Genomic DNA, 17,336 nt, shown 5'->3' with positions numbered 1-17,336 from the left:
GCTACTTATGGCTTTGGTGCTGGCAGTTCCCCGGCCCAGCCCTCCAGGTCTTGATCATCGCCGGTCTATGCGCAAAACAGGGGGTGCCAAAACAGATGCTCGTCGGGACCAAAGGGACAGCGCAATGGACGATCATGGTGAATCGGCATTGTCCGCCGGGCTTTCCGGCGCGCTGACGGAATTCGGCCATCGATTGATGGCGCGGGTCTATTATGCAGACACCGATTTTTCCGGCGTCGTCTACCACGCGCGCTATCTCGAATTCTTCGAGCGCGGCCGTTCCGACTATCTGCGGCTGGCCGGCGTCCACCACACCGAGCTTGCCGACGGCAAGCATGGCGAGAGAATTGTCTGGGTGGTGCGGCGCATGGAGATCGACTTCCGCGGTTCGGCCCGCATGGACGACATCCTGACCATCGATACTCGCACCGACGAGATTTCCGGCGCCCGCATCGTCATGGCGCAACAGTTGAAGCGCGGCAGCGAAGTGCTGGTCGAGGCGCGTGTCGAAGCGGCGATTGTCGGCGAGAACGGGCGGCCGCGGCGCTTTCCCAAGGACTGGATCGCAGCCTTCATGCCCAGAACGCGCAAATAAGGGCTCAGAGGCTAACGATCCGGAACTCCTGATCGGGGCGAGGATCGCCGGGCGGCTCATCGGGGCGCGGCAATGCGCCGCGCTGTACGTCATAACCCATCCTTAACCATAACGGTCCATGAAGGGATTGGTTAAGATTGGGAGAATCCAAGCGCCTTCCTTTCACCAATATTTGCCCCGAAAAGGCCGCCAACGGTGCATTTGGGGTTATTCCGCAAGCTTAACGCGAACGGATCACAAGGGATGCCCATGGGCCAGCCGCCAGCCACGCCCGGAAAATCTTTAAGGACGTAACATGGAAAACATCGCTCTCGCCGACCCGGGCGCGCATTTATCGATTTGGGCCTTGTTCATGCAGGCCGGTTGGGTGGTCAAGCTGGTCATGATCGGCTTACTCTGCGCCTCGATCTGGACCTGGGCGATCATCGTCGACAAGCTCGTCGCCTATGCCCGCATGCGGCTGGCGCTCAACCGCTTCGAGCAGGTGTTCTGGTCGGGACAGTCGCTGGAAGAGCTTTACCGCACGCTCGCCGACCGCAAGACGACCGGCATGAGCGCGATCTTCGTCGCCGCCATGCGCGAATGGAAGAAAAGCTTCGAGAAGGGCGCGAAATCGCCGCTCGGCCTGCAGACCCGCATCGACAAGGCAATGGATCTGGCGTTGACCCGCGAAATGGAAAAGCTGGAAGGGCGGCTCGGGTTTCTCGCCACCACCGGCTCGGCGGCGCCCTTCATCGGCCTGTTCGGCACCGTGATCGGCATCATGACCTCGTTCCAGGCGATCGCCGCCTCGAAGAACACCAGCCTGTCGGTGGTCGCGCCCGGCATCGCCGAAGCGCTGCTGGCGACAGCCATCGGCCTGCTCGCCGCCATCCCTGCCGTCATCGCCTACAACAAGCTGTCGTCGGACGCGAGCAAGATCGCGGTGCGCATGGAAGGGTTCGCGGATGAGTTCTCCGCCATACTCTCGCGCCAAATCGATGAAAAAGTCGCGCAGAAGGCCTGAGGAACGATCATGGGAATGTCCGTAAGCGCAGGTGGTGGAGGACGCGGCGGGCGCGGCCACCGGCGGCGCGGCCGCCATCACGCCTTGATATCGGAGATCAACGTCACGCCGATGGTCGACGTGATGCTGGTGCTGCTGATCATCTTCATGGTCGCGGCGCCGCTGCTGACGGTCGGCGTGCCGATCGACCTGCCGGATACGCAGGCCAAGGCGATGAACGCCGATACGCAGCCTATAACCGTGTCCATCAACCCGGCCGGTCAGATTTACCTCCAGGAAACCGAGATCCCTATCGAGGAGCTGGTGGCGAAGCTGCAGGCGATCTCGAAGACGGGCTATGACGAGCGCATTTTCATCAGGGGTGATAAGGCGACGGATTACGGCACGGCCATGAAGGTGATGGCCCGCATCTCGGCTGCCGGCTACAAGAATATCGGCCTGGTTTCACTGCAGGAACAGGATCAGTAGACGCAAGATGAGGACCGGCCTCACCACATCGGTGATCTTGCATACGGTGGCGATTGCCTTCGGGCTGTTCACCTTGTCCTCGCCGCCCGCGATGCCTGCGTCCGATGCGGAATCGGTGTCGGTCGAGATCGTGCCGATGGAAGCGACGGCACAGGTCCTGCAAGGAGACAAGAAGTCTGTGATGCATGACAAGCCGGCGCCGCTGCCGACACAGCGTCCCGACATCGTAGCCGATGCCCAGAAAGTCGGAGAAAATAGCGTCGATACCGACAAGCCGCCGACACCTGAGGCCAAGCCTAAGCCGGTCGATATGACGGCGGCTCCGCCACCCGCGCCGACCCCGGTCGAGAAGCCGAAGACCGAAGACGTGCCGAAGCCGCCGGAAAAGCCGAAGCCTATTCCCGCAACGGAGGTAGCGCCGGTGCCGCAGCCGAAGGAAGAGGTCAAGCCCGAACCGGTCAAGCAGGCCGAGCCCAAGCCGACGCCGGCCAAGGAGCCGACGCCCACGCCGCCGCAGGACAAGACTGCCGCGATCGATCCGCAGCCCGAGGTCAAGCCGGATGCCGTCGCCGAGGCGATTGCCAAGCAACCGCCAACCGAGGAGGCGCAGCTTCCGGACTCGGCGCCAGCACCCGAGGCTCGGCCGAAGCCGCAGCCGGCCCAGGCCGAAAGCGCCAAGGCGCCCGAGCGCAAGGATGCCGACAAGCCGGTCAAGGAAGCCTCGTCCAGGCCGAAATCTGAAGACAAGCAGTTCAACGCCGACGAGATTTCGGCTCTGCTCGACAAGCGGAAGCCGTCCGGCGGCGGCGCCAAGCGCTCGACCCAGCAAGCATCGCTCGGCGGCGACAAGGACCAGGGCCAGAAGCTTTCGAAATCGGAGCAGGGGGCATTGGAGGCCCAGCTTAGTAATTGCTGGACCCTGCCGGTAGGGGTCGAGGGTTCGGAGAATTTCGTGGCTGTGATCCAGTTCAACCTGGACGCCTCCGGCAAGCTGGATGGCCGGCCTACTGTCGAAAAATCGAGCGGAAACCGCCCGTTTGACGAAAGTGCAGTGCGCGCGGTTCAGAAATGCGACATGGCCGGCCTGCAGGTTCCGGCGGGCAAGCAAGACATCTGGTCCGACGTTCGGGTCACTTTTGACCCCAGGGAGATGCTCGGTCTTTAGGCCCAGCGCTCACAGAATCAGCGAAAGAAGCGAGAAGACATGAAATCCATCCTCAAGCCGCTCCTGACGATCGCAGCGATGGCGCTGGGTATGACTGTTGCTGTCACCCTGCCGGCGCGGGCGCTCGTTGAGCTCAACGTCAATAAGGGCAATGTCGAGCCGTTGCCGATCGCCATCACGGACTTCCAGGGCGGCGATGCGCTCGGCGCCGAGATTTCCGGCATCGTCAGTGCCGACCTGAAACGCTCCGGGCTGTTCGCGCCGATCGACAAAAGCGCTTTCATTGAAAAGATCTCGAACCCGGATGCCACGCCGCGCTTCGAAGACTGGAAGGTGATCAATGCGCAGGCGCTAGTCACCGGCAGCGTCGGCAAGGAGGCTGACGGCCGCATTCGCGCCCAGTACCGGTTGTGGGACACGTTTGCCGGCCAGCAGATGTCGGGCGAGCAGTTCTTCGCCAACGACGCCAATACCAGGCGCGTCGCCCATATCATCGCCGATGCGATCTACGAGCGGCTGACCGGCGAGAAGGGCTATTTCGACACGCGCGTTGTCTTCATCGACGAGTCCGGTGCCAAGAATGCGCGCAAGAAGCGGCTTGCCATCATGGACCAGGACGGCGCCAACGTCCGCTATCTCTCGAACGGCAAATCGATCGTGCTGACGCCGCGCTTCTCGCCAAACCGGCAGGAAATCACCTACATGTCCTACGAGAGCGGCCAGCCGCGGGTGTACCTGCTGCAGATCGAGACGGGGCAGCGCGAGCTGGTCGGCAATTTCCCCGGCATGACGTTTGCGCCGCGCTTTTCGCCGGACGGCCAGAAGGTGATCATGAGCCTGCTGCGCGATGACGGCAATTCCAACATCTTCGCCATGGATCTGAGAAGCCGCTCGACAACCAGGCTTACCAACTCGACCGCCATCGACACCTCACCGTCCTACTCGCCCGACGGCAGCAAGGTGGTGTTCACCTCGGATCGCGGCGGCCGCGCGCAGATCTATGTGATGGGCGCCGACGGCTCGGGCCAGACCCGCATCTCGTTCGGCGACGGCGTCTATTCGACGCCGGTGTGGTCGCCGCGCGGCGATCTCATCGCCTTCACCAAGCAGACCGGCGGCGAATTCCAGATCGGCGTCATGCGCACCGACGGTTCGGGTGAGCGCATCCTGTCCACCGGCTTTCAGCAGGAAGGGCCGACCTGGGCACCCAACGGCCGGGTGCTGATGTTCTTCCGTGATTCCAATGGCGGACCAAAACTTGTTTCGGTCGATCTCACCGGCCGCAACGAACAGCCGATCCCGACAGCGAACTTCGCCTCGGATCCGGCCTGGTCGCCGCTGCTGGAATAGGCAGGAAGAGGAATTGAGGAAATGAGGAATTGAAGAACTGACGAGTTGAAGAACTGAAGAGTTGAAGAACTGAAGAATGGAGAAGGCAGGTCTACATCGAGCACGCGAGGGATTTAGAAGTCTATAAGCGTGCCTATGCGGTTTCCCTTGGGGTACACAGAGCCACGCTTGCCTTTCCGAAAATGGAGCAATACGCGCTCGCCGATCAACTACGTCGTTCCAGCAAGGCGATCTGCGCCAATTTGGCCGAAGGCTTTGCCAAACAGACCCACTCCAAGCCCGAATTCGCACGGTTCACTTCGATGGCCATAGGATCGTGCAGTGAAGTGGAGACCTGGATTTCGTATGCGTTCGACCTCGAGTACATCACACAGGCAACGCGACGATTGGTTGCAATCCTATGCCCGCATCTATGGAATGCTGGTCAATCTCAGAGAGAAGCTGAGGTGATCTCTTCCTCAATTCCTCAATTCCTCAACTCCTCAATTCCCTCTTTTTCATGTTTTGGCCGCATTTCCGCCTACGGTCCGCGCTCATTGTCGCCCTTGAGTAGCCCTCGGCAGAACGGTTGTGGACGGCAGCCGAAACCAAATTTTAACCGTGTTTCTTGAGCGCCGGTTAACCCAAACGTGGTTACTGGACGATCAATGAAATCACTCGAATTGCGAAGGAGAGGCGGCATGGGCCGTATCGCAGCACTTACCACAAACCCGGTCATGATCGCGCTCGTCGCGATGCTCGCGATCACCGGTTGCGCCTCGAAGACGCCGAACAGCGCCGCCGATCTCGGCCTCAACGGCGCCGGCGCGGCAACGCCCGGGTCGGCCCAGGACTTTACCGTCAATATCGGCGACCGCATCTTCTTCGACACCGATTCGTCCTCGATCCGCGCCGACGCGCAGACGACGCTGTCGCGCCAGGCGCAGTGGCTGAACCAGTACAAGCAGTATGCCATCGTCATCGAAGGCCATGCCGACGAGCGCGGCACGCGCGAATACAATCTGGCGCTCGGCGCCCGCCGTGCTGCCGCCACCCGCGACTTCCTGGTCGCCAAGGGTGTTTCGGCGCAGCGCCTGAAGACCATTTCCTACGGCAAGGAGCGTCCGGTCGCGGTTTGCGACGACATCTCCTGCTGGTCGCAGAACCGCCGCGCCGTGACCACCCTGAGCGGCGCCGGCTCCTGATCGGCAAAAATGCAACACTTAGTGCGAAAGGCGGCCGCAGGGCCGCCTTTTTCATATCTGCTCGCTCCAAACAAAATTTGGCCGAAGTCTCACGTCCTGTTAAGAGCCGAGAGCGTCTGGCCAGTCCCCAGTTGGCTGGTCTACTTCGAGTGAGAGGCGCGCAACAATGGTTTCACGGCGAGAGGCACATGCATTTCAGATCGGTCTTGAGCGGCACGCTTGCGCTGCTGCTCGTATCAAGTATCGCGGCACTTGCTGACGGTATCGGGGCAAACGCCACCGAGCAGTCATCGGAAAGCGGTTTTTCCTTCCATCTGCCGACGATCAAACTGCCCGCCATTTTCGGCGAAAGGAAAAAGCCGGATCAGGTTCAATTCGCGCAACAGGATGGCACCGGCACGCCGGCGCTGGAGGAACAGCTCCGGCAGATGAACGGCAAGATCGAGGAACTCAATTTCCAGGTTCTGCAGATGCAGGAGCAGATCCGCAAGCAGCAGGAAGACAACGAATTCCGTTTCCAGCAGTTGGAAGGCGGTCCGCAAGGCGCGCAGCAGCCGGCCGGACAGAAGAAGTCCGAGGCCGCGCCCAGCAGCGACGGTAACGTGGCGGAGGTCCCGGCAACGCAGGCTCCGGCCGACGCGGGCAAGGCAGCAGACGGCGGCAAAAGCGTCGAAGACGTCATCATCGAATCGCCCAACGGCGATCCCGGCAAGCTGATCCCCGGCGCGCCGCCCAAGACGTTCGGCACCATCACCGTCGACAAAAACGGCAATGTCGTCGAAGCCGATGGCAATGCGCAGGCGAACGCGCCGTCGCAGAATACGGCCCCAGCCAACGGCGCCAGCGCGGCCGGCAACAAGGCCGGTAAATCCGACGACACGGTGGTCGCGGCACTCCCATCGACCAACGACCCGGAGGAGCTTTACCGCAACTCTTACCAGTTCATCCTGTCGGGCGACTACAGCACCGCCGAACAGGGTTTCCGCGATCACATCGCCCGTTTTCCCCGGGACGCCAAAGCGGCGGATGCGCATTACTGGCTCGGTGAATCGCTGCTCGGCCAGCAGAAATACCGCGATGCGGCCGAGATTTTCCTCGCTGCCAGCAAGGACTATCCCAAGGCCAAGAAGGCGCCCGACATGCTGCTGAAGCTCGGCGTTTCACTGGTCGGGCTGAAACAGCGCGACGTGGCCTGTGCCACTTTCAGCGAGATCGGCAAGCGCTACCCTGATATTTCCGGCGCGCTCAAGGAGCGGGTCAAGCAGGAAAGGGCACTCGCGGCGTGCTAGTTTTTCCGTTGCGTGTCGCTGCCGCAAAACCGGGCCCACGCTTGGGCGACATGCATGACGCTCGACACCGGGCCTGACCTTTCGGATTTTTCGCGGATCGACTTTTCCAACGGCGCTGTTGCGGCCGTGTCCGGCGGCAGCGACTCGACCGCCCTTCTCCTCCTCCTCAAAGCCCATCTCGACCGTAACGCCCCGGCAACGAAATTGCTGGCGGTAACGATCGATCATCGATTGCGGCCGCAAGCGGCAGCGGAAGCGCAAGCCGTGGCCAGGCTGTGCGCGGCGCGCGGTATTGCCCATCGCGTTCTCGCCTGGTCGGGGCGCAAACCATCGACCGGCCTCCCCGCCGCCGCGCGCGAAGCCCGATACCGGCTGCTCGCCGAGGCCGCCGAAGCGGCAGGCATCGGCCTGATCCTGACTGGCCACACCGCCGACGACCAGGCCGAGACCGTGCTGATGCGGCAAACGCGGGACGAGTGGGCGCGTGACGAGCGGCCAACTGACGAGCGGCCAAGTGACGAGCGGCCAAGTGATGGCGGGCAAAGCGACGACGGGCGGCGCGAGGAAGGGCGGGGTCTTGCCGGGATGGCGCCGGCAGCCCTCTACGACTGGCGGCACTGGATCGTGCGGCCACTGCTCGGCGTAAGGCGTGAGGCACTGCGCGAATTCCTGCGGCGTGAACAGGTTGCCTGGATCGAAGATCCGACCAATGCCGACACCGCTTTCGAGCGGCCGCGCGTCCGCGCAGCACTTGCCGAAGGCGATGGTGCGCCTCGTGTGGCTGAAGCGATAGCGCTGGCCAGAAAGGTGGCGGCCGAGCGTGAGCAACTGGGACGCCGCGCGGCCATGCTGATCCGCAGCTTGGCCTCCAGGCCAGCCGCCGGCCTCGTCCGCCTCGACCGGGATTTTGCGACTGAAAGCGACAGCGGGGCGGCTATTTATGCGCTGCGCATTCTGCTGGCGGCGACCGGCGGCACAGCTTTCCTTCCCGACCAGGCCCGCAGCGAAGCCCTTTTCGGCCGGCTCCGCACCGGGCCGCTTTGTGCCACATTGTCGCGGACCGTGATCGATGCCCGGCGTACCGGTATCTTTTTGCATCGCGAATTGCGCGATCTGCCGCCCGCTGTCGAGGTTTCCGACAATGCCCTTTGGGACGGCCGCAGACGGATCACATTGGGCGACAGTTCAAGTGCATTGTTGATCGCGCCGCTGTTGGTAGCACCGCTCGGGGCGGCTCTTGCCGCAAAGCGGGCAATTGCCGGGCATGGCACGCCGGCAAGCCTTGTACGCGCAGCCCTGGCCGCCGAGCCGGCGCTATGGCGGGATGGCGAATGCCTTGGTCTGCCTGGGGAAGGCCCGGGTTTGCCCGGGGAGGGCCCGATGCCGGCGGCTGTCGCCGCATATCCGGCAGTCGCGCCCTTCGCCCGTTTCCTGCCGTCCTTCGATCTGGCGCCGGCCGATGCCGTCGCCGCCTTGCTTGGCGCGGCGCCGGTTCCAGCCTCGCCATTCGGCGGCCACAGTGCCGGCCTACCACGGGCGAAAGCTTAACCGAGACCTGCTGTTATGCTTGGCAAGGGGAGACGCTCTCCCTATGTTAGGGCCAAGTTTCCTCTCACGACGCGTGTCCGCCCAGCGGCGCCAACGGGACAATTGATGAATCCGAATTATCGCAACCTCGCGCTCTGGGCGATCATAGCGGTCCTGCTCATCGCTCTCTTCAATCTTTTCCAGACGCCGCAGACGCGTGGGGCCTCGAGCGATGTCCCCTATTCGCAGTTCCTGCAGGAAGTCGCCGCGGGAAGGATCAAGTCGGTGACCATCGCCGGCGCCCGTATCTCCGGCAATTACACGGACAGCTCCAACGGCTTCCAGACCTATTCGCCTGGGGACCCGTCACTGGTTTCGCGTCTGCAGGACAAGAACGTCACCATCAATGCGCGTCCTGAATCCGACGGCTCCAATTCGCTGTTCGGCACCCTGATCTCCTGGCTGCCGATGATCCTCATCCTCGGCGTCTGGATATTCTTCATGCGCCAGATGCAGTCCGGTTCCGGCCGTGCCATGGGCTTCGGCAAGTCGAAGGCCAAGCTTTTGACCGAAGCGCATGGCCGCGTCACCTTCCAGGACGTCGCCGGCGTCGACGAAGCCAAGCAGGATCTGGAAGAGATCGTCGAGTTCCTGCGCGACCCGCAGAAATTCCAGCGGCTCGGCGGCAAGATCCCGCGCGGCGTGCTGCTCGTCGGTCCTCCCGGAACCGGCAAGACGCTGCTCGCCCGCTCGGTCGCCGGTGAAGCCAACGTGCCGTTCTTCACCATTTCGGGCTCGGACTTTGTCGAGATGTTCGTCGGCGTCGGCGCAAGCCGCGTCCGGGACATGTTCGACCAGGCCAAGAAGAATGCGCCTTGCATCATCTTCATCGACGAAATCGACGCCGTCGGCCGCCATCGCGGTGCGGGCCTCGGCGGCGGCAATGACGAACGCGAGCAGACGCTGAACCAGCTGCTGGTCGAGATGGATGGCTTCGAATCCAACGAAAGCATCATCCTGATCGCCGCCACCAACCGGCCCGACGTACTCGATCCGGCGCTGCTCAGGCCGGGCCGCTTCGATCGCCAGGTGGTGGTGCCGAACCCCGACATCGTCGGCCGCGAAAAGATCCTGAAGGTGCATGTGCGCAACGTGCCGCTGGCGCCCAATGTCGACCTCAAGGTGATCGCGCGCGGCACGCCGGGCTTTTCCGGCGCCGACCTGATGAACCTGGTCAACGAGTCCGCCCTGATGGCGGCACGGCGCAACAAGCGCCTCGTCACCATGGCCGAATTCGAGGACGCCAAGGACAAGATCATGATGGGCGCCGAGCGCCGCTCGTCGGCGATGACGCAGGCCGAGAAGGAGCTGACCGCCTATCACGAGGCCGGCCACGCCATTCTGGCGCTCAACGTGCCGTCCGCCGATCCGCTGCACAAGGCGACCATCATTCCGCGCGGCCGGGCACTCGGCATGGTCATGCAGCTGCCGGAAGGCGACCGCTATTCGATGAGCTACAAATACATGATCTCGCGGCTCGCCATCATGATGGGCGGCCGTGTCGCCGAGGAGTTCAAGTTCGGCAAGGAGAACATCACATCGGGCGCCTCCTCCGATATCGAGCAGGCGACCAAGCTGGCGCGCGCCATGGTGACGCGCTGGGGCTTCTCCGACAAGCTCGGCCATGTCGCCTATGGCGACAACCAGGAGGAGGTGTTCCTCGGCCATTCGGTGGCGCGCACGCAGAACATCTCGGAAGAGACGGCGCAGATCATCGACGCCGAAGTGCGCCGGCTGATCGACGAGGCCTATTCGACGGCAAGGTCAATCCTGACCAAGAAGAAGAAGGAATGGATCGCGCTGGCGCAAGGCCTGCTCGAATACGAGACGCTGTCGGGCGAGGAGATCAAGCAGCTGATCGCCGGCAATAAGCCCGCACGCGACCTCGGCGACGACACGCCGCCGAGCCGTGGCTCGGCCGTACCAAAGTCCGGCCGCCGCAAGAAGGGCCCCGAGCCCGAAGGCGGCATGGAACCCCAGCCGTCAAGCTAGGGACAGGACAGATCGACTTCGAAACGCCGCGGGCTCTAACCGCGGCGTTTCCTTTTGATGTTCGCGAAGGCGCTGAAGCTGCCGATCTCCCCACTTGTGCAGGGCTATCGCAGGTGGAAAGCCGAGGCTTTCGCCCTACGATGATCCCTAACCTCATAAAGGGAAGGGAAACTCGGCGCCGACCTGGGCAAATTGCCTGCCTTTCCGGCGCCAAGGGCTCAACGGCGCCGACGACCCGCCCTCCGAGGCGGGTTCTTTGCTTCCGGCGGCGGACAGAGGGAGCGAAGGAACGCGATCTGACAGTTGGTCCGACGTCGGAAGGCCCTCTCACTTGTTCGGCAATAACAAAAAGCCCGCGAACCTTGCGGCTCGCGGGCTCCCATCGTTGGATGATGGCGCCGGTCAGCTCTTCAGCTTGGCGTTGCAGAGGCTGTAGAAGCCGCCGCCCTTCTGGATCCACCTGAGGCCGCCCAGCGTGTTGGCGTCCTTGTTGGCGTAATAGAGGTCGAGGCAGGTGTGCATGCGGCCCTTGGCCGGGGTCTCGGTTGCATACTCCTTGGAGATCGCCGTCGGGAATTTCACGCCCTGGGGGGCGGTGATGGTCGGCGGCTGCGGATCGCCGGTATACTTGGCATCAGGAGCCGGCAGGGTGTCGTCGTCGGCTGCGCCGGCGCCGCATTGGCTCTTGCGGAAGTCGTTCCACTTCATGCCGTTCAGCGTGTTGCCGGCCTTGGCAGCCTGATATTTGGCGCTGCAATCCGCCATGCTGAGGCCTTTGCCGGAATCGGTCGCCGCGGCTGTCGCCGCCTCGGCAGGTGCCGCGGCAGGCTGTGCCGCTGCAGTTGCGCCGGCGGCGCATTCACTCTTGCGGAAGTCGTTCCATTTCATGCCGTTGAGGGTGCCGGCAGCCTTGGCGGCCTGGTATTTGGTGCTGCATTCCTTGGCCGTCAGGCCCGGCGCAGCGTCGTCGGCGGCTGCCGCAGCCTTGGTCGTGGCGGCGGGTTGTGCGGCTGCCGTCGCGTCGGCGGCGCACTGTGTCTTGCGGAAATCGTTCCACTTCATGCCGTTCAGCGTGCCGGCGGCTTTTGCCGCCTGGTACTTGGTGCTGCACTCCTTCGCCGTCAGGCCCGGTGCCGCATCGTCGCCGGCGGCTGCCTTGGTGGTGTCGGTGGCCGTGGCCGGGGCGGTGTCGGTCGTAGCGGCGGTGGCATCGGTGCCGCATTGCGCCTTGCGGAACTGGTTCCAGTTCTGCCCGCCAAGCGTTCCCGCATCCTTCGCCGCGTTATACTTGGTGCTGCACTCGGCCATGGTCAGCGCATTGGCAGGCGCCGCCAGGAACAAGGTCGCGACGGCAAGACCCGTCAAAGTGGCAAGTCGGTGGATGAGCATGCGTTTTCTCCCTGTGGCAGTTCATGATATGTCCCAGTGCAGCAATAGCGCTCAACGGCTGGTTGCGCCAGATGCTAAGTAGCGTAGAGACAAATTAGAGGTGCATTCTTTTCTTTAAGGTGATGAATTCGTTGCCGGGACCGTCTCCCAGCCAAATTCGTCCGGGTGCATTGCACGGAGAGCGCGCATATGGCTGGTTCCCAGCGAGACCACTGCGTCACATGAGGGACAGTCAAATCGGCGGGTGCGGAGGACCTGAGCCTACCGCTGTCTGGAGCCGCACGATGCGGACTCGGGTTCAAGGCCACACTGCCACAGACCAAAGGATCCAGATGAGTTTGAGTTGACGTTTCTGATGCTGCTGCCGCAACAAGGGCTCGGAACTTGAAAATCAACACACTAGCGTGACGCAAAACACACAAAACAACAATTTTCTAAGGATTGGTCGTCCATAATCATACAATGTGATGACGGGGCTTGGGCCATTTTATGGCATGAGATGCTCGGAAAGAACCATCGGGAAGCTGGCGAACATGGCAGGACATTATTTCGGTACGGACGGCATTCGTGGGCGAGCCAATAAGTTTCCAATGACGGCGGAGGTCGCCATGCGGGTCGGCATGGCCGCCGGCCTCTCCTTCCAGCGCGGCAGCCACCGCCACCGCGTCGTGCTCGGCAAGGATACCAGGCTTTCCGGCTACATGATCGAGAACGCGATGGTATCGGGCCTGTGCGCCGCCGGCATGGATGTCTTCCTGCTCGGCCCTATCCCGACGCCCGCTGTTGCCATGCTGGTGCGCTCGCTGCGCGCCGATATCGGGGTGATGATTTCTGCCTCGCACAACCCCTATTACGACAACGGCATCAAGCTGTTCGGCCCCGATGGCTACAAGCTGTCCGATGAGATCGAGGAGCGTATCGAGGGGATGCTCGACAAGGATATCGAATTGGCGCTCGCCGATTCCGATGGGCTCGGCCGCGCCAAACGCGTCGACGGCGTGCATGACCGCTATATCGAATTCGCCAAGCGCACGTTGCCGCGCTCAATGTCGCTGTCGGGCCTGCGCATCGTCGTCGATTGCGCCAACGGCGCCGCCTACAAGGTGGCGCCCGACGCGCTGTGGGAACTCGGCGCCGAGGTCGTCGCCATCAATGTCGAGCCGAACGGCTTCAACATTAACAAGGAATGCGGCTCGACTCATCCGGCCGGCTTGCAAAAGAAGGTGCACGAAGTGCGCGCCGATATCGGCATTGCGCTCGACGGCGATGCCGACCGCGTCGTTATCGTCGACGAGAACGGCGCGATCGTCGATGGCGACCAGATCATGGCGCTGATTGCCGAGTCTTGGCACCAGAGCGGGCGGCTGGCCGGCGGCGGTGTCGTCTCGACGGTAATGTCCAATCTCGGCCTCGAACGCTTCCTCGGCGACATGAACCTGCAGTTGCATCGCACCAAGGTCGGCGACCGCTATGTCGTCGAGCACATGCGTGCCCATGGGCTCAATGTCGGCGGCGAACAGTCGGGTCACATCGTGCTGTCCGACTTTTCGACTACCGGCGACGGCCTTGTCTCGGCGCTGCAGGTGCTCGCCTGCATCAAGCGGCAGAACCGACCGGTGAGCGAACTGTCGAAGAAGTTCGAGCCGGTGCCGCAGCTGTTGAAGAATGTGCATATTTCCGGCGGCAAGCCGCTCGAGGAGGCGCCGGTCAAGGCAGCGATCGAAGATGCGCGCAATCGCCTCGGCAAGGCCGGGCGCCTGGTCATCCGGCCATCCGGCACGGAGCCGCTCATCCGCGTCATGGCGGAAGGCGACGACCCACAACTTGTCGAGTCCGTCGTCAACGACATCGTCGAGGTCATTTCGGAAACGCGCAGCGCCGCCTGATCTCCCTCCAACATCGGTTCAAAGCCCGCCTTGCCGGCGGGCTTTTTATTGAGTCGCCAATTCCGCCTGCAGCAACGGCCGATTGCTCGACTTTTAGAGATTCGTGGTTAATCAATACGGTTAAACGCCTTTTAACCTTTCCGATTCATTATCCACAACTGAGGTCAATCATATTTCGGGCGCGTTCGCCGTTCGAGTGTTCTCAGGGGTGATAAGCATGTTCAACACAGCAAGAATGGCCCTCCTGGCCGCGCTGTTTGCCGGCGCCGGGCCGGCGTTCGCCGCCGATTTCGTCGAGCCGCCCGTACTCGAAGAGGCGCCACCACCGGTTGCCTACGAGCAGCCGGCCGAATTCGGCGGCTGGTATATTCGTGGCGACATCGACTATCACTGGTCGAAGTTTCGTGGTGGCGACTACATCACCTACGGTGTAGCGCCCCAGAATCCCGGCAAGTTCGATACAGGCAAGCTGGACGGCGCCTTCTCGGCCGGCGGCGGTGTTGGTTACCAGATCGACGAGCATTTCCGCACCGATCTCACCTTGGACTGGATGAGCAAGTCCAAATTCCGCGGCTCGACCAACGGCTTCTGCGGCCCGCAGCAAACGCCTTGCACGTCCGTCGATACCTCGTCCTATTCGGCGCTGCTGCTCTTGGCCAACGCCTATGTCGACATCGGCACCTGGCATGGGATCACGCCTTATGTCGGCGCCGGCATCGGCGGTGCCTGGGTCAAGTGGGATGAACTGCACAACGTGGACAGCGACGGTTCATTTGATCACAGCGGTGGCAAGGGCTGGCGTTTTGCCTATGCTGCCATGGCGGGCGCATCCTACTGCCTGACCGACCGCGTCAAACTCGATGTCGGCTACCGCTTCAGCCACATCAATGGCGGTAAGATGTTCGACTATGCCTCCCTCCCCAATGTCGGCCCAGGCTATGACAAAGGTATCAACGTGCACGAAGTGCGTGGCGGCCTGCGCTACCAGTTCGGCAGGTCGGACTGCGCGCCGCCCCCGGAGCCCTATGTTCCGGAACCGGAGCCTGTTTACACCAAGTAGTCGCCTCGAATTCCAGGAATTCGTCGACCGCCCGGCTGATGCCGGGCGGTTTCGTTTTGGCTGCCTACAGATGCTGCGGCGCTCTGGAACACCGTCCAGCTTGAGAAGCGAAAGCGGATCAAATCAATTGCTAACGCCTTGTTATCCTTAACCCGCATTTAACCACTATGGTTAACAATGCTCTCTGAAACGGCGCGCGATTGCGAATGCGCCAAGTTCGGGAGCCGAGGACCATGACATCCAAATCGCCTGTAGCACTGGCGCTTGCAGCAGTCGTCCTGATGCCGCTGACGCCGGCGCTTGGTGCCGATTACGAACCGCCGGTCTATGTCGACCAGGCGCCCGACTATGTACCGGTCGAGGTTGGCTCGGGATGGTATCTGCGCGGCGATGTCTCCTATCTGGTGCAGAAGAGCTTCAGGGATGAGGATTTCGCCTTCACGCCCGCGAGCTTCGACGAAAAGGAAGATCCCATCTTCGCCAGCATTGGCTTCGGCTACCATTTCAACGACTATCTGCGCGCCGATCTCAATGCCGGCTATCTGCCCGGCAACAAGATCGAGGTCGGCTATAACAACGGAACGACCGTGGCATCGGCGACCCTGAAGAACTATGCCTTCTCAGGCATACTCAATGGCTATGTCGACCTTGGCACCTATGTCGGAATCACGCCTTATCTCGGCGCTGGTGTCGGTATCCTCCAGAGCAAGCGCCGCCTGTCGGCGAGCTACTTCACCGCCAACGCCGACCCCACCGACGATTTCGTCCTGCGTGACAACAAGACCCAATACTCCTTCGCCTACACGCTGAATGCCGGCCTTGCCTACCAAGTGTCCAAGAATGTCTCAGTCGATGTGGGCTATCAGTATTTCTCCGCACCCGACGCCGAATATGTGACGGCCGAAAGCCTGACTTCTTATCCGATCCGCAAGGGGATCAATAATCACCAGGTCAAAGTCGGACTGCGATACGACCTCTGGTAGGCTCGATCGAAGCTGAGGCGTGAACAATGGCCTTTGGCCCGCCGTTTGCGTTGTGGCACTTTTTTGCCAAAGGCAGCCGGTATCCCGACAGCGACAAAAACTTTCCCCTTGACGCCGAAAGCCTGAACGCATATCGCCGTCCGTGGGCCACCCCTCCCCAACGAGGGGCCACTATCTGGAAGGATAGACCACGATGCCGACGCATACTAAGCCCGGACTCCGTCCGGCAAATCCCAATTTTTCCTCAGGTCCCTGTGCAAAACGCCCCGGCTGGTCGGTCGAGGCGCTCAAAAATGCCGCGCTCGGACGCTCGCACCGTGCCAAGATCGGCAAGACCAAGCTCGAACAAGCGATCGAGCTGACCCGGGAAATCCTCCAGGTTCCGGCGGATTACCGCATCGGCATCGTGCCGGCCTCGGATACCGGCGCGGTCGAAATGGCGCTGTGGTCGCTGCTCGGCGAACGCGGCGTCGACATGGTCGCCTGGGAGAGCTTCGGTTCCGGCTGGGTCACCGATGTGGTCAAGCAGCTGAGGCTCGCCGATGTTCGCAGGTTAGAGGCGGACTACGGCGTGCTGCCGGACCTGACCAAAATCGATTTCGACCGCGACGTGGTCTTCACCTGGAACGGCACGACGTCGGGCGTGCGCGTGCCGAACGGCGATTTCATCCCGGCCACCCGCAAGGGCCTGACCATCTGCGACGCCACTTCGGCGGCCTTTGCGCAAAAGCTCGATTTTCAGAAACTCGACGTCGTCACCTTCTCCTGGCAGAAGGTCCTGGGCGGTGAAGGCGCGCACGGTATGCTGATCCTCAGCCCGCGCGCCGTCGAACGGCTGGAAAGCTACAAGCCGGCCTGGCCACTGCCGAAGATCTTCCGTCTCACCTCGGGCGGCAAGCTGATCGAAGGCATCTTCAAGGGCGAGACCATCAACACGCCGTCTATGCTGTGCGTCGAGGACTATCTCGACGCGCTGCGTTGGGCGCAGTCGATCGGTGGCCTCGACGCGCTGGTCACCAGAGCGGATGCCAACGCCGCTGTTCTCGATCGCTTTGTCCGGAAATCTTCCTGGCTCGGCCATCTTGCCGTCGACCCGGCGACGCGTTCGAACACATCGGTCTGCCTTTCATTCACCGATCCGGATGTCGCTGCACTCAACGCCGATGGACAGGCTGCGTTCGCCAAGGCAATCGTCTCGGCGCTCGACAAGGAAGGCGTCGCCTACGACATCGGCGCCTACCGCGATGCACCGCCCGGCCTGCGCATCTGGTGCGGCGCGACAGTCGAGACCTCCGATCTCGAAGCGCTGCTGCCCTGGCTCGACTGGGCCTTTGCCGCGCAAAAGGCGTCGCTGAAGGCAGCCGCCTGAGTTTTCCTGTGGC

General features: G+C 62.3%; 15 protein-coding genes. 14 read left to right on the top strand and 1 reads right to left on the bottom strand.

What is annotated here, in order from left to right; all coding sequences use genetic code 11:
• Window positions 1-124: 124 nt before the first annotated feature.
• The 10 genes from ybgC to ftsH all read left to right on the top strand — a co-directional run bounded on the left by ybgC (window position 125) and on the right by ftsH (window position 10,636).
• Window positions 125-595 carry a tol-pal system-associated acyl-CoA thioesterase gene (gene ybgC, locus NKH98_RS02875; RefSeq protein WP_302893633.1) on the top strand — a complete coding sequence of 157 codons (471 nt, stop codon included), beginning with the start codon at window positions 125-127 and terminating at the stop codon, window positions 593-595.
• Window positions 596-890: 295 nt separating this feature from the next.
• Window positions 891-1,601: a protein TolQ gene (gene tolQ / locus NKH98_RS02870; RefSeq protein WP_352489260.1), complete on the top strand. Its 711-nt coding sequence runs from the start codon at window positions 891-893 to the stop codon at window positions 1,599-1,601.
• 9 nt (window positions 1,602-1,610) lie between these two features.
• A complete protein-coding gene (gene tolR / locus NKH98_RS02865; protein ID WP_254816466.1) occupies window positions 1,611-2,069 on the top strand; it encodes a protein TolR in 459 nt (152 codons plus the stop codon).
• Between the two features lie 7 nt (window positions 2,070-2,076).
• Entirely contained in the window at window positions 2,077-3,234 is a 1,158-nt protein-coding gene (tolA, locus tag NKH98_RS02860; RefSeq protein WP_352896564.1) for a cell envelope integrity protein TolA, read from the top strand.
• A gap of 78 nt (window positions 3,235-3,312) precedes the next feature.
• The gene (tolB, locus tag NKH98_RS02855) at window positions 3,313-4,584 is read left to right on the top strand and encodes a Tol-Pal system beta propeller repeat protein TolB (RefSeq protein WP_352896788.1); all 1,272 of its coding nucleotides are present in this window, start codon (window positions 3,313-3,315) and stop codon (window positions 4,582-4,584) included.
• A gap of 95 nt (window positions 4,585-4,679) precedes the next feature.
• Complete coding sequence (locus NKH98_RS02850) at window positions 4,680-5,195, top strand: four helix bundle protein (RefSeq protein WP_352896786.1); 516 nt, start codon at window positions 4,680-4,682, stop codon at window positions 5,193-5,195.
• A 69-nt stretch (window positions 5,196-5,264) separates the two neighbouring features.
• On the top strand, window positions 5,265-5,768 hold the full coding sequence (pal, locus tag NKH98_RS02845; RefSeq protein WP_352896562.1) for a peptidoglycan-associated lipoprotein Pal: 504 nt from the start codon (window positions 5,265-5,267) through the stop codon (window positions 5,766-5,768).
• A 188-nt stretch (window positions 5,769-5,956) separates the two neighbouring features.
• Window positions 5,957-7,057, top strand: coding sequence for a tol-pal system protein YbgF (gene ybgF / locus NKH98_RS02840; RefSeq protein ID WP_352504954.1), 1,101 nt, complete (start codon window positions 5,957-5,959; stop codon window positions 7,055-7,057).
• Window positions 7,058-7,111: 54 nt separating this feature from the next.
• Window positions 7,112-8,605, top strand: a complete 1,494-nt coding sequence (tilS, locus tag NKH98_RS02835; protein WP_352896560.1) for a tRNA lysidine(34) synthetase TilS — start codon at window positions 7,112-7,114, stop codon at window positions 8,603-8,605.
• Window positions 8,606-8,710: 105 nt separating this feature from the next.
• Window positions 8,711-10,636 carry an ATP-dependent zinc metalloprotease FtsH gene (gene ftsH / locus NKH98_RS02830; protein WP_352476109.1) on the top strand — a complete coding sequence of 642 codons (1,926 nt, stop codon included), beginning with the start codon at window positions 8,711-8,713 and terminating at the stop codon, window positions 10,634-10,636.
• A gap of 402 nt (window positions 10,637-11,038) precedes the next feature.
• On the opposite strand, the gene NKH98_RS02825 is transcribed toward ftsH, so the two are convergent.
• A complete protein-coding gene (locus NKH98_RS02825; RefSeq protein WP_352896557.1) occupies window positions 11,039-12,025 on the bottom strand; it encodes a hypothetical protein in 987 nt (328 codons plus the stop codon).
• Window positions 12,026-12,558: 533 nt separating this feature from the next.
• Here NKH98_RS02825 and glmM point away from each other — a divergent pair.
• The 4 genes from glmM (at window position 12,559) to NKH98_RS02805 (ending at window position 17,323) form a co-directional block, all read left to right on the top strand.
• On the top strand, window positions 12,559-13,911 hold the full coding sequence (gene glmM / locus NKH98_RS02820; RefSeq protein ID WP_292664754.1) for a phosphoglucosamine mutase: 1,353 nt from the start codon (window positions 12,559-12,561) through the stop codon (window positions 13,909-13,911).
• 217 nt (window positions 13,912-14,128) lie between these two features.
• Complete coding sequence (locus NKH98_RS02815) at window positions 14,129-14,971, top strand: outer membrane protein (RefSeq protein ID WP_352896554.1); 843 nt, start codon at window positions 14,129-14,131, stop codon at window positions 14,969-14,971.
• Between the two features lie 233 nt (window positions 14,972-15,204).
• Complete coding sequence (locus NKH98_RS02810) at window positions 15,205-15,954, top strand: outer membrane protein (RefSeq protein WP_352805763.1); 750 nt, start codon at window positions 15,205-15,207, stop codon at window positions 15,952-15,954.
• Between the two features lie 193 nt (window positions 15,955-16,147).
• Window positions 16,148-17,323: a phosphoserine transaminase gene (locus tag NKH98_RS02805; protein WP_352649056.1), complete on the top strand. Its 1,176-nt coding sequence runs from the start codon at window positions 16,148-16,150 to the stop codon at window positions 17,321-17,323.
• Window positions 17,324-17,336 lie beyond the last annotated feature (13 nt).

Origin of the sequence: Mesorhizobium sp. M0833 (genome assembly GCF_040319905.1) — a bacterium.
Taxonomy (GTDB): Bacteria; Pseudomonadota; Alphaproteobacteria; order Rhizobiales; family Rhizobiaceae; genus Mesorhizobium.
Note: the sequence above shows the minus strand (reverse complement) of the source record. Positions and strands in the feature narration are given on the sequence as shown.

Excerpts from the sequence above, each read along its gene's own strand:
- ybgC (WP_302893633.1), top strand. The coding sequence starts at position 125 with ATGGACGATCATGGTGAATCGGCATTGTCCGCCGGGCTTTCCGGCGCG.
- tolQ (WP_352489260.1), top strand. The coding sequence starts at position 891 with ATGGAAAACATCGCTCTCGCCGACCCGGGCGCGCATTTATCGATTTGG.
- tolR (WP_254816466.1), top strand. The coding sequence starts at position 1,611 with ATGGGAATGTCCGTAAGCGCAGGTGGTGGAGGACGCGGCGGGCGCGGC.
- tolA (WP_352896564.1), top strand. The coding sequence starts at position 2,077 with ATGAGGACCGGCCTCACCACATCGGTGATCTTGCATACGGTGGCGATT.
- tolB (WP_352896788.1), top strand. The coding sequence starts at position 3,313 with ATGGCGCTGGGTATGACTGTTGCTGTCACCCTGCCGGCGCGGGCGCTC.
- pal (WP_352896562.1), top strand. The coding sequence starts at position 5,265 with ATGGGCCGTATCGCAGCACTTACCACAAACCCGGTCATGATCGCGCTC.
- ybgF (WP_352504954.1), top strand. The coding sequence starts at position 5,957 with ATGCATTTCAGATCGGTCTTGAGCGGCACGCTTGCGCTGCTGCTCGTA.
- tilS (WP_352896560.1), top strand. The coding sequence starts at position 7,112 with ATGACGCTCGACACCGGGCCTGACCTTTCGGATTTTTCGCGGATCGAC.
- ftsH (WP_352476109.1), top strand. The coding sequence starts at position 8,711 with ATGAATCCGAATTATCGCAACCTCGCGCTCTGGGCGATCATAGCGGTC.
- NKH98_RS02825 (WP_352896557.1), bottom strand. The coding sequence starts at position 12,025 with ATGCTCATCCACCGACTTGCCACTTTGACGGGTCTTGCCGTCGCGACC.
- glmM (WP_292664754.1), top strand. The coding sequence starts at position 12,559 with ATGGCAGGACATTATTTCGGTACGGACGGCATTCGTGGGCGAGCCAAT.
- NKH98_RS02815 (WP_352896554.1), top strand. The coding sequence starts at position 14,129 with ATGTTCAACACAGCAAGAATGGCCCTCCTGGCCGCGCTGTTTGCCGGC.
- NKH98_RS02810 (WP_352805763.1), top strand. The coding sequence starts at position 15,205 with ATGACATCCAAATCGCCTGTAGCACTGGCGCTTGCAGCAGTCGTCCTG.
- NKH98_RS02805 (WP_352649056.1), top strand. The coding sequence starts at position 16,148 with ATGCCGACGCATACTAAGCCCGGACTCCGTCCGGCAAATCCCAATTTT.